This window comes from Lentzea waywayandensis (assembly GCF_900115955.1).
Lineage (GTDB): Bacteria > Actinomycetota > Actinomycetes > Mycobacteriales > Pseudonocardiaceae > Lentzea > Lentzea waywayandensis.
In genome coordinates, this window is record NZ_FOYL01000002.1 from 715,070 (window position 1) to 731,714 (window position 16,645).

The 16,645-nt window shown below is 69.3% G+C and carries 18 protein-coding genes; 7 read left to right on the top strand and 11 right to left on the bottom strand.

All coding sequences use genetic code 11. From position 1 onward, the window contains the following. Window positions 1–2: 2 nt before the first annotated feature. Window positions 3–746 (bottom strand): SDR family oxidoreductase, encoded by a 744-nt coding sequence (locus tag BM417_RS08155; protein WP_093589452.1) that lies wholly within the window; start codon window positions 744–746, stop codon window positions 3–5. After that, a complete protein-coding gene (locus BM417_RS08160; protein WP_093589454.1) occupies window positions 743–1,816 on the bottom strand; it encodes an acyl-CoA dehydrogenase family protein in 1,074 nt (357 codons plus the stop codon). The genes BM417_RS08155 and BM417_RS08160 overlap by 4 nt, the downstream gene beginning before the upstream one ends. On the opposite strand from BM417_RS08160, the gene BM417_RS08165 reads away from it, so the two are divergent. Genes BM417_RS08165 through BM417_RS08190 form a run of 6 tightly spaced genes read left to right on the top strand, consistent with a single transcriptional unit; the run spans window position 1,815 to window position 7,777 of the window. Further along, entirely contained in the window at window positions 1,815–3,335 is a 1,521-nt protein-coding gene (locus tag BM417_RS08165) for a FadD3 family acyl-CoA ligase (RefSeq protein WP_093589457.1), read from the top strand. The two genes, BM417_RS08160 and BM417_RS08165, sit on opposite strands and share 2 nt — an antisense overlap. Further along, window positions 3,332–4,162 carry an enoyl-CoA hydratase gene (locus BM417_RS08170; protein ID WP_093589460.1) on the top strand — a complete coding sequence of 277 codons (831 nt, stop codon included), beginning with the start codon at window positions 3,332–3,334 and terminating at the stop codon, window positions 4,160–4,162. Before BM417_RS08165 ends, BM417_RS08170 begins: the two co-directional genes overlap by 4 nt. Then, window positions 4,162–5,253: an acyl-CoA dehydrogenase family protein gene (locus tag BM417_RS08175; protein ID WP_093589463.1), complete on the top strand. Its 1,092-nt coding sequence runs from the start codon at window positions 4,162–4,164 to the stop codon at window positions 5,251–5,253. Before BM417_RS08170 ends, BM417_RS08175 begins: the two co-directional genes overlap by 1 nt. Further along, window positions 5,250–6,215 (top strand): acyl-CoA dehydrogenase family protein, encoded by a 966-nt coding sequence (locus BM417_RS08180; RefSeq protein ID WP_093589466.1) that lies wholly within the window; start codon window positions 5,250–5,252, stop codon window positions 6,213–6,215. Before BM417_RS08175 ends, BM417_RS08180 begins: the two co-directional genes overlap by 4 nt. Further along, entirely contained in the window at window positions 6,212–7,192 is a 981-nt protein-coding gene (locus BM417_RS08185; protein ID WP_093589469.1) for an acyl-CoA dehydrogenase family protein, read from the top strand. Before BM417_RS08180 ends, BM417_RS08185 begins: the two co-directional genes overlap by 4 nt. Window positions 7,193–7,195: 3 nt before the next feature. Beyond that, window positions 7,196–7,777, top strand: a complete 582-nt coding sequence (locus BM417_RS08190; protein ID WP_093589472.1) for a hypothetical protein — start codon at window positions 7,196–7,198, stop codon at window positions 7,775–7,777. On the opposite strand, the gene BM417_RS08195 is transcribed toward BM417_RS08190, so the two are convergent. After that, window positions 7,774–8,163: a helix-turn-helix domain-containing protein gene (locus BM417_RS08195; protein WP_093589475.1), complete on the bottom strand. Its 390-nt coding sequence runs from the start codon at window positions 8,161–8,163 to the stop codon at window positions 7,774–7,776. The genes BM417_RS08190 and BM417_RS08195 overlap by 4 nt on opposite strands. Window positions 8,164–8,205: 42 nt before the next feature. Here BM417_RS08195 and BM417_RS08200 point away from each other — a divergent pair, with 42 nt between their 5' ends. Then, complete coding sequence (locus BM417_RS08200; RefSeq protein ID WP_093589478.1) at window positions 8,206–9,021, top strand: class I SAM-dependent methyltransferase; 816 nt, start codon at window positions 8,206–8,208, stop codon at window positions 9,019–9,021. On the opposite strand, the gene hsaB is transcribed toward BM417_RS08200, so the two are convergent. The 8 genes from hsaB to BM417_RS08240 are packed head-to-tail and all read right to left on the bottom strand — an operon-like array spanning window position 9,007 to window position 16,541. Further along, window positions 9,007–9,558, bottom strand: a complete 552-nt coding sequence (gene hsaB, locus BM417_RS08205; RefSeq protein WP_093589481.1) for a 3-hydroxy-9,10-secoandrosta-1,3,5(10)-triene-9,17-dione monooxygenase reductase subunit — start codon at window positions 9,556–9,558, stop codon at window positions 9,007–9,009. The two genes, BM417_RS08200 and hsaB, sit on opposite strands and share 15 nt — an antisense overlap. Beyond that, window positions 9,558–10,460 (bottom strand): iron-dependent extradiol dioxygenase HsaC, encoded by a 903-nt coding sequence (gene hsaC / locus BM417_RS08210; protein ID WP_093589484.1) that lies wholly within the window; start codon window positions 10,458–10,460, stop codon window positions 9,558–9,560. The genes hsaB and hsaC overlap by 1 nt, the downstream gene beginning before the upstream one ends. Beyond that, a complete protein-coding gene (gene hsaD, locus BM417_RS08215) occupies window positions 10,460–11,269 on the bottom strand; it encodes a 4,5:9,10-diseco-3-hydroxy-5,9,17-trioxoandrosta-1(10),2-diene-4-oate hydrolase (protein WP_093589487.1) in 810 nt (269 codons plus the stop codon). Before hsaD ends, hsaC begins: the two co-directional genes overlap by 1 nt. A 10-nt stretch (window positions 11,270–11,279) precedes the next feature. Continuing rightward, entirely contained in the window at window positions 11,280–12,446 is a 1,167-nt protein-coding gene (gene hsaA / locus BM417_RS08220) for a 3-hydroxy-9,10-secoandrosta-1,3,5(10)-triene-9,17-dione monooxygenase oxygenase subunit (protein WP_093589490.1), read from the bottom strand. Further along, a complete protein-coding gene (gene dmpG / locus BM417_RS08225) occupies window positions 12,443–13,465 on the bottom strand; it encodes a 4-hydroxy-2-oxovalerate aldolase (protein WP_093589493.1) in 1,023 nt (340 codons plus the stop codon). The genes hsaA and dmpG overlap by 4 nt, the downstream gene beginning before the upstream one ends. After that, on the bottom strand, window positions 13,419–14,309 hold the full coding sequence (locus tag BM417_RS08230; RefSeq protein ID WP_093589496.1) for an acetaldehyde dehydrogenase (acetylating): 891 nt from the start codon (window positions 14,307–14,309) through the stop codon (window positions 13,419–13,421). Before BM417_RS08230 ends, dmpG begins: the two co-directional genes overlap by 47 nt. Before the next feature lie 10 nt (window positions 14,310–14,319). Then, window positions 14,320–15,090, bottom strand: coding sequence for a 2-keto-4-pentenoate hydratase (locus BM417_RS08235; protein ID WP_093589499.1), 771 nt, complete (start codon window positions 15,088–15,090; stop codon window positions 14,320–14,322). Beyond that, window positions 15,084–16,541, bottom strand: a complete 1,458-nt coding sequence (locus tag BM417_RS08240) for an FAD-binding protein (RefSeq protein WP_093589501.1) — start codon at window positions 16,539–16,541, stop codon at window positions 15,084–15,086. Before BM417_RS08240 ends, BM417_RS08235 begins: the two co-directional genes overlap by 7 nt. Between the last annotated feature and the right edge of the window lie 104 nt (window positions 16,542–16,645).

Genomic DNA, 16,645 nt, shown 5'->3' on the forward strand with positions numbered 1-16,645 from the left:
CCTCACGGGTGCTGACTGCTCACCGAGACGACCTCGCCCGTGAGATAGGACGAGTAGTCGCTGGCGAGGAACACGATCACATTCGCGACCTCCCAGGGCTCGGCGGCGCGCCCGAAAGCCTCTCGGGACGCCAGTTCCGTCAGCAACTCCTCACTGGTGACCTTGGTCAAGAACGGGTGCGCCGCCAAGCTCGGGGCGACCGCGTTCACCCGGATGCCGTGCTCAGCTACGTCCATCGCGGCGCATCTGGTCAACGCCATGACTCCGGCTTTCGCTGCCGCGTAATGGGCTTGACCCTTTTGCGCGCGCCAGCCGATCACACTGGAGTTGTTAACGACGACACCGCTTCGTTGGACGACCATTTGGCGTAACGCGGCACGGGTGCAGCGGAAGGTGCCGTTCAGCGTGACGTCCAGGACGCGTGACCACTCGTCGTCGGCCATCTCCAGCACGGACTTCTCGCCGCCGAGGCCGGCGTTGTTCACCATCACGTCGATGCGGCCGTACCGCTCGACCGTCTCGTCGATCAGCGTCTGCACCTGCTGCTCGTTGGTGACGTCGCACGGGACGGCGTGATCGGTGCCAAGCGCCTCGTGCGTTTCCTTGAGGCGGCGCTCGTGCCAGTCGCTGATGATCACGGTGGCACCTTCTTCGAGGCACCTCTTCGCGGTCGCCGAGCCGATGCCGGTGCCCGCCGCGGCCGTCACGACGACGATCTTGTCCTTGAGCAGGTCGTGGCCGTTCATCGCGGCAGCCCCAGGATGCGGTGGGCGATGATCTCGCGCTGGATCTCGTCCGATCCGCCGTAGATCGTCTCGGCGCGGCTGAACAGGAACATCCGCTGCCACTCGTTGTCGTCGATCATGGACTCGGGGCCGAGCGAGTCCATCGCGAGCTCGCCGAGCCTGCGGTGCCAGCCCGCCCAGAACAGCTTCAGCACGGACGCCTCCGGGCCTGGGTCGTCGTTGAGCGTTCTCATCGTGTGCGAGCGCATGACGTGCAGTTCGAGCCACGCCCTGGTGAGCCGTTCGTCTTCCGGCGCTTTGGCCATGATCGCGTCGAGTTGCCTGCGGAAGCCGACCTGGTGGCCGAGCATGGCGGTGCCGCGTTCGAAGCCCAGCGTGGCCATGGCGATCTTCCAGCCCTCACCCGGCTGCCCGACGACGTTCTCCTCGGCCGTGACCGCGCCGTCGAAGAAGACCTCGTTGAACTCGGACGTGCCGGTGAGCTGGCGGATCGGCCGCACCTCGATGCCCGGCTGGTCCATCGGCACGAGCAGGTACGACAGGCCCTGGTGCCGCTGCGAACCGGGTTCGGTGCGGCACAGGACGAAGATCCAGTCCGAGTAGTGCGCGTTCGACGTCCAGATCTTCTGGCCGTTGATCACCCACTTGCCGCCTTCGAGGGTGGCTCTGGTGGCGACCGAGGCGAGGTCCGAGCCCGCGCCCGGTTCCGAGTAGCCCTGGCACCACAGCTCTTCGAGCGTGCGGATCTTGGGCAGGAAGCGTTCCTTCTGCTCCGGCGTGCCGAACGCGACGAGCGTCGGCCCCAGCAGGCCCTCGCCGACGATGTCGACCTTCGCCGGGGCGTCGGCCTCCGCGTACTCCTCGTGGAAGATCACCTGCTCTTCCACACTGCGTTCACCGGGCCAGCCGAGGCACGTCCACCCGCTCCTGGCGAGATGCCGGTGCCAGCGCAGCCGTCCCTCGAACGCCTCGTGCTCGCGGCCGGGTCCACCCAGGCCGCGCAGCTCAGCGAACTCACCGACGAGGTTGGCGGACAACCATTCCCGCACCTCGCGCCGGAAGGACTCCATGGGCCATACTCTAACCTACCAAGCACTTGCTTTGGAGGGCGTCGTGGCCAACGTTCCAAGCAGGCAAACGGTTTCAGCCGTGCTCGATCGCGCTGCTGCTTCGTACATCGACGCGGAGGCGTTGGTGGACGGGCAGGTTCGCCTCACCTGGCTGGGGTTGCGTTCGGCGGTGCTGGACGCGGCGCGCGCCCTCGCAGGGATGGGTGTGCGGCCCGGCGATCGGGTGGCTTTGTGCGCGCCGAACTCCTCGCACTGGGTGGTCGCGGCGCTCGGGGCGTTGCGCGCCGGCGCGGCGCTGGTGCCGATCAACACCCGGTTCACCGCCACGGAGACGTGGGACGTGCTGCACCGCAGTGCCGCGCGCGTGCTGATCGTCGAGGGCGAGTTCCTCGGGCGTGACCGGGAGGCGGAACTGCGGGCTTTGTCGCCGGATCTGCCCGAAGTGGTGCGACTACCGGCCGAATGGGTAGCCACGGACGTCGATCTTCCTGACCTGACTGAAGATCAGCTCTGCGACGTCATGTTCACGTCGGGCACCACCGGGCGCAGCAAGGGGGCGATGAGCGCGCACCGGCAGTCGCTCGGGGTGGCCGAGGCCTGGGCAGCCTGCGGTGAGCTGACGTCTGCCGACCGCTATCTGATCGTCAACCCCTTCTTCCACACCTTTGGTTACAAGGCGGGGATTCTGGCCTGTCTGCTGACCGGCGCGACGATCGTGCCGCAGCCGGTGTTCGACGTCGTGGAGACGATGCGGCTGATCGAACGGGAACGGATTACCGTGCTGCCGGGGCCGCCGACGATCTTCCAGGCGCTGCTCGACCATCCCGACCGCGGCTCGTTCGACCTGTCGAGTCTGCGGCTGGTGGTCACCGGCGCCGCGGTCGTGCCCGTGGTGCTGATCGAGCGGCTGCGGGCGGAGCTGTCGCTCACCGTGCTCACCGCCTACGGCCTGACCGAGGCCGTCGTCGCCACCATGTGCCGCCCTGGCGACTCGCCGGAGACGGTCGCGCACACGTGCGGCGCGCCGATGGCGGGGTTCGAACTCCGGTTGGGTCCGAAGGACGAAGTGCTGTTGCGGGGCCCGAACGTCATGCTCGGTTACCTCGACGATCCCGAGGCGACCGCCGCGGCGATCGATGCCGACGGCTGGCTGCACACCGGTGACGTCGGCGCGGTGGACGAGCGGGGATACCTCTCGATCACCGACCGGCTCAAGGACATGTACATCTGCGGCGGTTTCAACGTCTACCCCGCCGAGATCGAGCAGGCGCTGGCCCGGCTGCCGGGGGTCGCGGAGTCGGCCGTGGTCGGGATGGCCGACGCCCGGCTGGGTGAGGTCGGGGTGGCGCACGTCGTCACGGCACCTGGTTTCGCGCTCTCCGCGGACGAGGTGATCGCGTTCTGCCGCGAACGGCTGGCGAACTACAAGGTGCCGCGTGCCGTCGAGTTCCACCCTGCACTCCCCCGCAACGCCATGGGCAAGGTCCTCAAAACCCAACTGCGCAAGGAGAACGCGTGACAGTCTCGTATGTGCGGCGGGACGCGGTCGCCGTCGTGACCATGAACCGCCCGGAGTACCGCAACGCGCAGAACTCGGCGATGACCTACGCGTTGGACGAGGCCTTCACCCGTGCCGTCGACGACGACGAGGTCAAGGTGATCGTCCTGGCCGGTGCCGGCGACCACTTCTCCGCGGGCCACGACATCGGCTCACCAGGCCGGGACGTCGACGTCTCCTTCGAGCGCAAGGCCGTGATGTGGTGGGACCACGTCGGCCGCGAGGGCGGTGATCTCCGCTTCGCCCGCGAGATGGAGGTCTACCTCGGCATGTGCCGGCGGTGGCGGGAGATCCCGAAGCCGACGATCGCGATGGTGCAGGGCGCGTGCGTGGCGGGCGGCCTGATGCTGGCCTGGGTGTGCGACCTCATCGTGGCCGCCGAGGACGCGTTCTTCGCCGATCCCGTGGTGCGCATGGGGATTCCGGGTGTCGAGTACTTCGCGCACCCGTGGATGCTCGGCCCGCGCGCCGCGAAGGAGGTGCTCTTCACCGGCGACCGCTTCTCCGCTCAGCGCGCCTACGAGTGGGGCATGGTGTCGCGCGTCGTGCCGCGTTCGGAGCTGGAGTCGTCGACCTTCCAGCTGGCTTCGCGGATTTCGGCGATGCCGCGCTTCGGTCTGGCGCTGGCGAAGAAGGCCGTCAACCAGTCCGAGGACCTGATGGGCCTGCGTGCCGGGATGGATTCGGTCTTCGGGCTGCATCACTTCGCGCACGCGCACAACGCCGAGGTGAGCTCCGACGCGTTGGCCGGCATGGACGCCCGTTCGATGAAGAAGGCCTCCGGCTGATGGATCTCTCACTGGACGCTCAGACCGTGGAGTTCCAGGCCGAGGTGCGTTCGTGGCTGGCCGCGCACGTCCGTCCGCTGTCCTCCATGAACACCGCCGCGGGCTTCGAGGAACACCGCTCGTGGGAACGGCTGCTCGCCTCCGAACGACTGTCGGTGGTCTCGTGGCCTTCTTCGTACGGCGGCCGGGAAGCCTCGTTGCTGCACTGGCTGGTGTTCGAGGAGGAGTACCACGCTTCGGGCGCGCCGGGCCGTGTCTCGCAGAACGGCATCTTCCTGCTCGCGCCGACGTTGTTCGCGCACGGCACCGATGAGCAACGTGCGCGGATCCTGCCCTCGATGGCACGCGGCGACGAGGTGTGGGCGCAGGCCTGGTCCGAGCCCGAGGCCGGGTCCGATCTGGCGTCGTTGCGCAGCACCGCCGTCTGGTGCGACGGCGGCTGGCTGCTGCGCGGTCAGAAGACCTGGAGCTCGCGGGCGGCGTTCGCGGACCGGGCGTTCGGCCTGTTCCGCACCGGCCCCGGCGAACGTCACCGCGGCCTGACCTACCTGCTCTTCGACCTGCGCTCCGAGGGCGTGACCGTGCGCCCGATCGACCAGCTCGACGGCGAACCCGGCTTCGCGGAGATCTTCCTGGACGACGTGTTCGTGCCGGACCGCGACGTCGTGGGCGAGGTCGGCGACGGCTGGCGCGTGGCGATGAGCACGGCGGGCAACGAGCGCGGCCTGACCCTGCGCAGCCCAGGCCGTTTCACCGCCGCCGCTTCCCGCCTGGTCGAGCTGTACCGCAAGAACCCGGACCCGGCGTTGCGCGACCGCGTCGTGGACGCGTGGATCGGCGCGCAGGCCTACCGCCTCCACACGTTCGGCGCGTTGGCCAGTCCCCTGTCGGGGCCTGCCGCCAGCGTCACGAAGGTGTTCTGGTCCGAGCTGGACGTGGCGCTGCACGAGACGGCACTCGACCTTCTCGGCGAGGTCGCGCCGGGCTGGCGCGACGGCTGGCTGTTCTCGCTGTCGGGCCCGATCTACGCCGGTACCAACGAGATCCAGCGCAACGTGATCGCCGAACGACTCCTGGGGCTGCCTCGATGATGTTCACGCTGTCGTCCGAGCAGACGGACTTCGCGACCGTGCTGCACGGGTTCCTGGCCGCCGGGAAGACGGACCTGGCCTCGCTCGGGGTGGACGAGGTGACCGACCCGGTCGACCTCGTGGTGGTGTTCGAGGAGTTGGGGCATCACGCGGTCTCCGGGCCGATGGTGGAATCGTTGGCGGTGGTGCCGGCTCTGGTGAAGGGCCTCGAACCTGGAGCCGGTGGCAGGGCCGGTGGCAGGGCCGGTGGCAGGGCCGGTGGCAGGGCCGGTGGCAGGGCCGGTGGCAGTGGCCGCGGCGCGGCCGGTGGCGGGGGCGGCGGCGGGGCTGGGGCCAGAGTTGTTGACGGGGCCGGGGCTGGCTTCGGTACCTGGTCCGTTGCCTTCCCTCCCCTCGTCCCCCACGCCGTCGAGGCCGACCGCTACCTGCTCGTCGAGGGCGACACCCTCCGCGAGGCCGCCCCCACCGCCGAACTCCAGTCCGTCGACCCGGCGCGCCGCCTCGTCGAACTCTCCGCGGGCCCGGTCATCGCCACCGGCGTGCCGGCGGATCGCGCGTTCGACCTCGGCGTCCTGACCTGCTCGGCCCAGCTCCTCGGCCTCGGCCGCGCCATGCTCGAGATGACCACCGCCCACGCCAAGGCCCGCGCCCAGTTCGGCAAGCCCATCGGCGGGTTCCAGGCGGTCAAGCACCACCTCGCGAACGTCCTGATCGGACTCGAGCTCGCCCGCCCGCTGGTGTTCGGCGCGGCCGTGACCATGTCCTCCCGCGACGTCTCGGCCGCCAAGGTCGCCACCTCCGACGCCGCCTGGCAGGCCGCCCGCACGGCGCTCCAGGTCCACGGGGCCATCGGCTACACCGCCGAGCACGACCTGGGCCGTTTCCTGTTGCAGACCCGAGCCCTGCGCACGGCGTGGGGCAGTCCGTCGATGCACCGAGCCCGCGTGCTGGAGGCGTTGTGACACCGGAACAACTCGCGTTGCGTGACGCCGTCCGCAGCCTGCTCGCCAAGCACTCGGACATCCGCGCGGCCATCGAGACCCCGCACGGCTACGACAAGGACGTGTGGGCGCGGCTGTGCGACATCGGGGTGCTCCCGATCCCCGAGCGGTACGGCGGCTCCGGCGCCGGCCTGGCCGAAACCCGCCTCGCACTGGAAGAACTCGGCCGCACCCTCACCCCGTCACCGCTGCTGGCCTCGACCATCGCCGCGAAAGCGCTTCTGAGCCTCGACGACGAGCAGTCCGGCCGGCTGCTGCGCCGGATCGCCGACGGGGCCATCGCCACGCTCGCCTGGCCCTGGGACGGCGCGGAGATCAGCGCGGTCAACGACCACCTCGACGGCGTCCAGCGCTACGTCCTCGATGGCGACCTGGCAGAGATCCTCCTGGTCAGCGACGGCGTCCACCTGTACGAGGTCGACCCGGACCAGCCCGGCGTCAGCCGCGACCACACGCCGACGATGGACCAGACCCGCCGTCTCGCCACCCTCCACCTGACCAACGCCGCCGCCACCCGCCTGGGCCCCTGGTCGCCGCGCATCCGTGACGTCGCGCTGGCCTGTTTGAGCGCGGAACAGGTCGGCGCCGCCGCGAGAGCCCTCGAACTCACCGTCGAGTACACCAAGACCCGCGTGCAGTTCGGCAAACCCATCGGCTCGTTCCAGGCGTTGAAGCACCGCATGGCGGACATGCACGTCCTCGTCGAGACCGCCAGGTCGGCTGCTCTTGCCGTCACCGACGAGGTGTCCGCGGCGGTCGCCAAGGTCTACTGCTCGGAGGCGTTCTTCAAGGTCGCCGCCGAGATGGTCCAGCTGCACGGCGGCATCGCGATCACCTGGGAGCACGACGCGCACCTGTACCTCAAGCGGGCGCACGGCAGCGGCCAGCTGTTCGGCAGCCCGGCCGTGCACCTCGAACGGCTGCGGGCGAAGATCTGATCCGTGGATGTGCAGACCTACGCGACGGTCACCGATCTGTGCGCGCGGTTCGCGGGGCGGCTGGAGGACGACGTTCTGCGTTCGGTGCGTGAGGACTACTTCGGCGGCGAACCCGCGCAGGCCGAGGCGACGCTGTTGCTGACCCTGGCGCACGAGGACATCGCCATCACACAAGAGGAACACGACCTCGTCCAGTCCTCGTTGGACGATCCGCACAGCCCCGACCTGGCCGCCGTGCGGATCATCGCCGCCGTACCGCCCGTGCCGTACCGGTTCAGCGCCATCGGGCCCGCCGACGCGCCGGACCCGAGCAGAGCGGACCGCATGCTGGCCGACGAGGCGGCCAGGTATGGCGGACGCGTCCTGCGCCGTGCCTGGAGGGAACCGCTCGCCGGGGCACCGGACGTCGCGAAGTGGACCTACGTCCTGCAGGTGTCCGGCACCGACTTGCTCGGACCGTTCGCAGGGCTGTCCGCGCGGCTGTGGGTCACGCTGCGGGAGAAGTGGCCGCTGGAGGTGGTCGGGACCAGGCTCTCGCCGTACCAGGCCGCCGCCTCCGTGGCACCGCGGATCTGGATCGCTTAGGCCTGGCCCAGCACGCGGCGGAACGTCGGGCATTCCATGTGCGTCGGCGCCGGACAGGCGGCCGCGTGCCGCAGGTCGTCGCGCATCAGCGCCAGCTTCCGGATCGTCGCGTCCAGCTCGTCGGCCTTGGCCGCGAGCATCGCGCGGTTCGGCGACGGGCGGCCGTCGGGCGAGAACATCAGCGTGATCTCGTCCAGCGAGAACCCGGCCGTGCGGCAGACCGCGATCAACGCCAGCTGTTCCAGCACGGCCGCCGTGAACACGCGCGCCAGGCCTTGCCGTCGCACGGACGCGATCAGGCCCCGCTCCTCGTAGTAGCGCAGGGTCGACGCGGGTACACCGGAACGCCGGACCACTTCGCCGATGCCGATTTCAACGGAGTCCACGACACTTGACCTCAAGCCGACTTGAAGTAGGACGGTAGGAGCATGACAGCAGACGTGAACAGCGAGCAGGCCGCCTGGTGGAACGCCGCGGGGCAGGGCTGGGCGAACGTGCAGGACATCGTGGACATGATGCTCCGCCCGTTCCAGGACCTGCTCGTGCAGACCGCGCTCGAACGGCCACGCGAACGGGTTCTCGACGTCGGGTGCGGCACGGGCGGCGTCACGAGGGCGATCACCGAGGCCACCGGGGCGGCCTGCGTGGGCGTCGACATCTCCGAGACGATGCTCGCCGCCGCACGCGAGCACGGAACAGCGCAGTACCTCCTGGCCGACGCACAGGTGCACGCGTTCGACACCAGCTTCGACCTGATCGTGAGCCGGTTCGGGGTCATGTTCTTCGACGACCCGACCGCCGCCTTCCGCAACCTGCTGCGCGCCGCGTCGCCGGGCGGCGAGCTCTGCTTCATCACGTGGCGCACGCCGGACGAGAACCCGTTCATGGGCGCGGCGACCAAGGCCGCCGCCCCGTTGCTGCCCGACGCGCCGGCGCCGGACCCGGACGGGCCAGGTCCGTTCGCCTTCGCCGACCCCGGCAGGACGCGCAAGATCCTCGAGGACGCCGGCTGGAGCGGGGTCGACATCCGCCCGGTGGACGAGATCCGCACGATGCCCGAGGAGCTGCTGGTCCCGTACCTGAGCAACCTCGGCCCGATCTCCCGTGCGCTCAAGGAGGCCGAGGAGTCCGAACGTCCCCGGATCATGAGCGATGTCCGGGGTGCGTTCGACGGCTTCGTGCACGGGGACGAGGTGCGGATTCCGGCGGCGGTCTGGCAGGTCACCGCATCAACTCCACTCTGACTGGCGCTGCCACGTCAGCAGGTTGTCGAGGACCTCGCCGGACCACCCGCGCGTGTCCAGTTCGGCGTGTGAGGCGTAGCGGCCGCGGTAGAACAGCAGCGGCTGCGCCTCGCGCACCGGACCGAGCTCCACGACCGAGCCGACGACCATGTGGTGGTCGCCGGCGTCGTACACCACCGACACCTGGCAGTCCACCCACGTCAGGGCGCCGTCGAGCACCGGAGCACCGGTCGCCGACGGCGTCCACGACACGGCGGAGAACTTGTCCGTGCCGGCCTTCCCGAACACGGTCGACACCTCGCGCTGGTCCTCCGCCAGCACGTTCACGCAGAACGAGCCGGAGGCCGCCATCGCCGCCCAGCTGCGCGAAGTCCGTTGTGGACAGAACACCACCAGCGGCGGGTCCAGCGACAACGCGGCGAACGCCTGACAGGCGAACCCGACCGGGCCGTCGGAGGACATACCGGTCACCACGGTCACCCCGGTGCAGAAGTGACCGAGGACGGAACGGTAGCGGGCGGTTATTTCTGACTGCATTACTTCTGGTGGCCAACGCTGAAGTCGTGTCCCCACAGGCTCACCGCCGTGCTCTCGCGTGCGATCCAGTCCTCATCGTCGACCTGCCGTCCCTCGCAACCGAACTCGACGTCGAACCCACCGGGCGTCTTCATGTAGAACGACAACATCAGGTCGTTGACGTGCCTGCCCAAGGTCGCCGACATCGGCACCTTGCGGCGCTGAGCCCGGTCCAGCGTCAGACCCACGTCGTCGGTGTTCTCGACCTCGACCATCAGGTGCACGATCCCGCTCGGCGTCGGCATCGGCAGGAACGCCAGGCTGTGGTGGCGCGGGTTGCAGCCGAAGAACCGCAGCCACGCGGGCGGTCCGTCGGCGGGCCTGCCGACGAACTGCGGTGGCAGGCGCATCGAGTCGCGCAGCCGGAAGCCCAGCACGTCGCGGTAGAAGTGCAGCGCGGCCTCGTCGTCCGAAGTGGACAGCACGACGTGCCCGAGGCCCTGCTCCTCGGTCACGAACCGATGCCCGTACGGCGACACGACCCGCCGGTGTTCCAGAGCCGCGCCGTGGAACACCTCCAACACGTTCCCGGACGGGTCCTCGAACCTGATCAGCCCGTTGACCCGTCGCTCCGCCAGATCCTCGGCCGATCCCTCGACGTACGCGACGCCGGCCGAGGCCAGGCGTTTCGCGACCTCTTCGACCTCGGCGTCGGTGGCGGCCTCCCAGCCGGAAGCCTGCAACCGGTCTGCCTCGCCGGGCACGATCACCAGACGCGCCGGAAAGTCGTCCATCCGCAGATAAAGAGCGCCCTCGGTCGAACCTTTGCCCTCGACCATGCCGAGGACCTTCAACCCGAACTCGCGCCACCGGTTCATGTCGGTGGCCTCGATCCGGAGATACGCCAGCGAGCGGATGCCCATCACGCCTCCGTCAGAAAGTCGAGAGCGAGCCGGTTGAACTCGTCGAACTTCTCCAGCTGCGCCCAGTGCCCGCACCCGCCGAACACGTGCAGTTGCACGCGCGGGATCAGCTTCGTCGCCAGCAACGCGCCGTCCAGCGGGTTCACCCGGTCCTCGCGGCCCCACACCAGCAGAACCCGCTGGCGCAACCTGTACGCCTCCCGCCAGAGCATGCCCTGCTCGAAGTCGGGGCCGGAGAACGACTTGCCGAGCGCGGCCATGGCGCGCAACGACTCCGGCTGACGCGCCGCCTCGAACCGTTCGTCGATCAGCTCGTCGGTGATCAGCGACTGGTCGAACACCATGATCCGCAGGAACTCCTCGATCTTCTCCCGCGTGGGTGTGCGAGCGAACGCGCTGAGCTTGCGCACACCCTCCGTCGGATCAGGCGAGAAGACGTTCAACGACAACCCGCCCGGGCCCATCAACACGAGCCGCCCAGCGCGTTTCCCGTTGTCCAGAGCGAACCTGACAGCCGTGCCGCCACCGAGCGAGTTGCCCAGGATGTGCGCCCGCTCGATCTCCAGCGAGTCCAGGAGATCCTTCAAAGCCCTGGAGGCGAAGGAGAAGTACTGGTCGTGCTCGGCGGGTTTGTCCGACTGGCCGTAGCCCGGCATGTCGACCGCCAGCACGCGGAACGAATTCGCGAACACCGGGATGTTCGCGCGGAAGTTGCTCATCGCCGACGCGCCGGGCCCGCCGCCGTGCAGCAGGACCAGCGTCTCGGCGTTGTCGGTACCGGCTTCGTGGTAGTGCAACCGCACGCTCATCAACGCCCCCTCAGAACAAGCCGTCGCGGACCTGGATGCCGAGCTCGTTCTTGCCGTACAGCACGAGGACGCGCTCCGGGTCGTTGGCCGCGTGCACCCGTGCGGCGTGCGCGTCGCGCCAGAACCGGGGCAACGGCAGGCCGGCGTTGATCGCCTTGCCGCCCGCGCTCTCGAAGAGCCGGTCGATCGCGGAGATCGCCCGCGCACTGCCCAGCACCTGGTCCCGGCGCGCCCGCAGCCGCATCTCGATCGGGATCTTCGTGCCGGCGACGGCGTGTTCCCACTCGTCGTTGATGTCCTTCTCCAGCTGCCACCACGCGGTGTCGATGTCGCTGGCCGCCGTGGCGATCCGCACCTGGGCGAACGGGTCGTCGACCGACTTCTCGCCCAGGTAGGCGGCCCGGACGCGCTCACGGGTCGCGGTGACGTGCAGGTCGTACGCGCCGGTCGCCATGCCGATCATCGGCGCGGTGATCGCGTACGGGTGGATCGTCCCGTACGGCATGCGGAACAGCGGGCCGGGATTGACCTCCTGGCCAGGGCACTTGCACCGCGCGGTGTGCGACATGCTCAGCGCCCGGTACTCCGGCACGAACACGTCGTTCACCACGATGTCGTTGCTACCGGTGCCACGCAGGCCGACCGTGTCCCACACGTCGTTGATCGTGTAGTCGGCGATCGGCAGCAGGAACGTCCGGAAGTCGATCGGCTTGCCCTCGTCGTTCATCACGAGGCCGCCGAGCAGCACCCACGTCGCGTGGTCGCAGCCGGACGAGAAGCTCCACTTGCCGCTGAACCGGAACCCGCCCTCCACCGCCGTCGCACGGCCTGTCGGCGCGTAGGAGGAGGAGATCCGGGTGTCCTGGTCCTCGCCGAACACCTCTTCCTGCGCCTGCACGTCGAACAGCCCGACGTGCCACGGGTGCACGCCCAGCACGGACGCGACCCAGCCCGTAGATCCACAGGCGCTGCCGATCATCCTGACCGCGGTGTAGAAGTCGAGCGGATGCGACTCGAACCCGCCGTACCGCACGGGCTGGAGCATCCGGAAGAACCCGGTCTCCTGCAACGCCTTCACCGACTCCGGCGGCACCTTGCGCAGTTCCTCCGCCTCGGCCGCGCGTTCGGCGAGCGCCGGCAGCAGTTCCCGCACCTTGCCGAGGATTTCCTCGCTCATCGGACTTTCTCCCTGCTCAGCTCCAGTGCGATGTCGATCAGCTGATCCTCTTGCCCACCCACGAGCTTGCGTTCGCCCGCGCGGACGAGGATCTGCGCGCCGGACACGCCATAGCGTTCGGCCTGCGTGTACGCGTGTTTGAGGAAGCTGGAGTAGACGCCCGCGTAGCCCATCATCAGCGCCATCCGGTCGAGCAGGCACTCCTCGGGCATGACGGGCCGGACGACGTCCTCGGCCGCGTCCACGATCTTGAAGAAGTCGACTCCGGTCTCGAACCCCAGCTTGTCGCAGACGCCGACGAACGCCTCCAGAGGCGTGTTTCCCGCGCCTGCCCCGAATCCGCGCACGCTGCCGTCGATCTGCACGGCTCCGGCACGTGCCGCGGCGACGGAGTTCGCGACGCTCAGACCAAGGTTCTCGTGCCCGTGAAAGCCGACTTGGGCGTCGGAACCCAACTCGGCGACCAGCGCCTCGACCCGCTCGGAGACCTGCTCCAGCACCAAAGCACCGGCCGAGTCGACCACGTAGACGCACTGGCAACCGGCATCGGCCATGATGCGAGCCTGCTTCGCCAACGCCTCCGGCGGCTGCGAGTGAGCCATCATGAGAAACCCGACGGTCTCCAGCCCACGTTCGCGAGCCAGCTGAAAGTGCTGCACGGACACGTCGGCCTCGGTGCAGTGCGTGGCGATCCGGACGATCGAGGCGCCGTTGTCCTGCGACACCAGGATGTCGTCCTTCACCCCGACGCCCGGCAGCATCAGCACCGCGATCCTGGCCCGCTGGGCCGTCTCGACCGCGACCTTGATCAGTTCCTGCTCGGGTGTGTGGCTGAAGCCGTAGTTGAACGACGACCCGCCCAGCCCGTCGCCGTGCGTCACCTCGATCACCGGCACCCCGGCGCCGTCGAGTGCCGCCACGATCGAGCGGACGTCGTCGACCGTGAACTGGTGCCGCTTGTGATGCGAGCCGTCACGCAGTGACGTGTCGGTCAACCGCAGACTCAGACGCTGCTGCACGAGCGATCTCCTCCCCCACCTTGGTCGCGGCGGCCGTCATGATGTCGAGGTTCCCGGCGTACTCGGGCAGGAAGTCGCCCGCACCCGCGACCTCCACGAAGATCGCCACCCGGCCGGCGTCGAACTGCGGTTCCCTCAGCAACCGGAATCCCGGTACGTACGAACGGATGTCGGTCTCCATCCGCGCGATCGAGTCCGTGATCGGGTCGGGATCGGTGTCCTCGGGGATCGCGCAGAAGATCGTGTCGCGCATGATCATCGGCGGGTCCGCCGGGTTCAGCACGATGATCGCCTTGCCGCGGTCCGCGCCGCCGATCGCCTCGATGCCACGACTGGTCGTGCGGGTGAACTCGTCGATGTTGGCCCGCGTGCCCGGTCCGGCGGAAACCGACGCGACGCTCGCGACGATCTCCGCGTACGACACCGGAACCACCCGGGAAACCGCGTGCACCATGGGAATCGTCGCCTGACCACCGCACGTGATCAGGTTGATGTTGGGCGCGTCCTGGTGCTCACCGAGGTTCACCGGCGGCACGACGTAGGGCCCGACCGCGGCCGGTGTCAGGTCGATCGCCCGGATGCCCGCCTCGGCGTAGCGCGGGGCGTTGGCCCTGTGCACCGCCGCGGACGTCGCCTCGAAGACGATGTCCGGCAGCTCGTCCTGACGCAGCAACCACTCCGCGCCGTCGACCGAGACCTCAAGCCCGAGATCGGCCGCGCGGCGCAGTCCCTCGCTGGCCGGGTCGATGCCCACCATCCAGCGCGGTTCCAGCACCTGCGAGCGCAGGAGCTTGTAGAGCAGGTCGGTGCCGATGTTGCCGGAGCCGACGATGGCCGCCTTCACCCAGTCACCCCTATTCGAACTTCAAGTCGACAGAACCGAGTCCGGCGAACTCGGCGCGGAACTCGTCACCCGGCCGGGCGTCGATGGCGCGCGTGCACGAACCGGGCAGCACGATGTCCCCGGCCAGCAGCCGGACGCCGAAGCTCGCGACCTTGGCCGCCAGCCACGCCACCGCGATCGCCGGATCGCCCAGCACGGCGTCACCACGTCCTTCGGCGACCACCTCGCCGTTGCGCCGCAACGTGGCCGCGACGGCGCCGATGTCCAGTTCGGACGGACGCACGCGCTCGGAGCCCAGCATGAATCCGGCCGACGACGCGTTGTCCGCGATGGTGTCCTGCAGGCCGATCCGCCAGTTCTCGATCCGGCTGTCGATCAGTTCGATGGCCGGCGCGACGAACTCGGTGGCGGCAAGGACGTCCTCGACCGTGCAGCCCTCGCCGGGCAGGTCGCGGGCCAGCAGGAACGCGATCTCCACCTCGACCCGCGGGTACAGGTACGCCGACGCGTCCGCGATTCCGGCCAGCTGCATGTCGTCGAGCAGGTGGCCGTAGTCGGGTTCGTCGACGCCCATCATCTGCTGCATCGCCAACGACGACAGGCCGACCTTGTGGCCGATCACGTCCCTGTTGCGGTGGCGGACGTTGAGCAGCTGGATCTCGTACGCGTCCACCACGTCGATGTCGGGATACAGCTCCACCAGCGGTCTGATCGGCACGCGGTCGCGCTCCGCCGCGCGCAGCAACTCGGCGGCCGCCTCCCTGGACTGGATCGTCAGCACCTGGCCTCCTTCGCCACATGTTGCCCCGCACGGCGGCCCGAGAAGACGCAGTCGGCGAGCGCGAGGCCGCTGACGTAGGACTCCGAGCACACCCCGACCGCCGACCGGCCCGCCGCGTACAGGCCGGCGACTCCCTGCACCTGACCGGTGTCCTCGTCCACGACGAGCCCGCCGAGCGTGAGCATCGGGCACGGGTAGCCGAACCCCGCGCGCACCGACACGTTGATCAACGAATAGGGCGGCGTCCCGAACGGTTCGGGCACCGCGATTCCCGCCTTGGCCGCGGCTTCCTCGATGGTCGGCGCGGTGACCATGCCTCGTCCCAGCAGGTAGCGGACCTGCCAGCGCTGGAACGGCGCCGTCTGCGTCCTCACCTGGGCCCGCGCGACCTGGAGGATCTCGTCGTCGATCAGCAGCCAGGCCTTGCCGCCGCGTTCGACGATCGCACCTCCGTTGGCCGCGCCGTACCGGGTCGCGTCCCCGAACCGCTGCCCGGCCGAGTCGACCAGCACCCCGCGCTGCAACGCGCTGGGCGGCGTGATGAACCGCCACACCGAGATCTTGTCCATCCGCGCGGTCCTGCCACCTGCGGCGATACCGAGCCGAATCCCGCCACCGTCGTCGCCGGGCGTGCCCAGCGCGAGGCCACCGCGGTAGGCCGGAGCGTTCTCGTGCACCAGCGCCCGGTCGGCGATGAAGCCGCCGGCCGCGATGACCACGCCCTGCCCGGCGTTGATCATCAACGGCCGGCCGAACCGTTCGAGCCACGCTGCCAGCCCGAACAGCCTCTTGCCCAACGGCGGGTAGTACAGCCACGGTTTGGCGCCCGCCTTGGACAACGCCCCGTGCAGAGCTCGCGCAGGACCGGTGAGAGTCCGGCACCGCACGCCGGTCACCCGGCCGTCCGTGACGACCAGCTCGACGGCCCTGGTCTGCGGCATGATCCGCACGCCCGCGCGCCGGGTCGCCTCGGCCAGACGAGTGAAGAAGGCCTTGCCCGACGTGCCTTTCGCCCTGGTCCGATGCCCGCGCGGCGCCGGGTCGGGCCAGGCGTCCTCGCTGCCGGACAGGTACAGGTAGTAGTCGTCGGTCGGGTAGGAGGTCTTGAACGGCGACACCCGCGCGTCGAACGGCACGCCCTGGTCCTCCAGCCAGGCCAGCATCTTGGCGCTGTCCTCGCAGAACCTCCGCAGGGTCTCGGACGACACCGCGTCCCGGACCTCGTGCCGCAGGTAGGAGAACATCGCGTCGACCGAGTCGGTGACACCGGCCTCGACCTGCTGCCGCGTCCCACCGCCCGCGTAGACGACGCCGCCGGACAACGCGGTCGCGCCACCGCCTCCGAACCGGTCCAGCACCACCACGGACGCACCAGCCGCCGCGGCCTCGACGGCGGCGCACGCGCCGGCCGCGCCGAAGCCGATGACGACCACGTCAGCGGTGACTTCCACGCAACCCTCCAGAAACAGGTTCTTGGTGAGTCGACTTGCCTGGAACTCCTACACCATAGCGCCAAACCGCCTCAGAACTATAACCTGTTCTAGTCTGAGCTTCG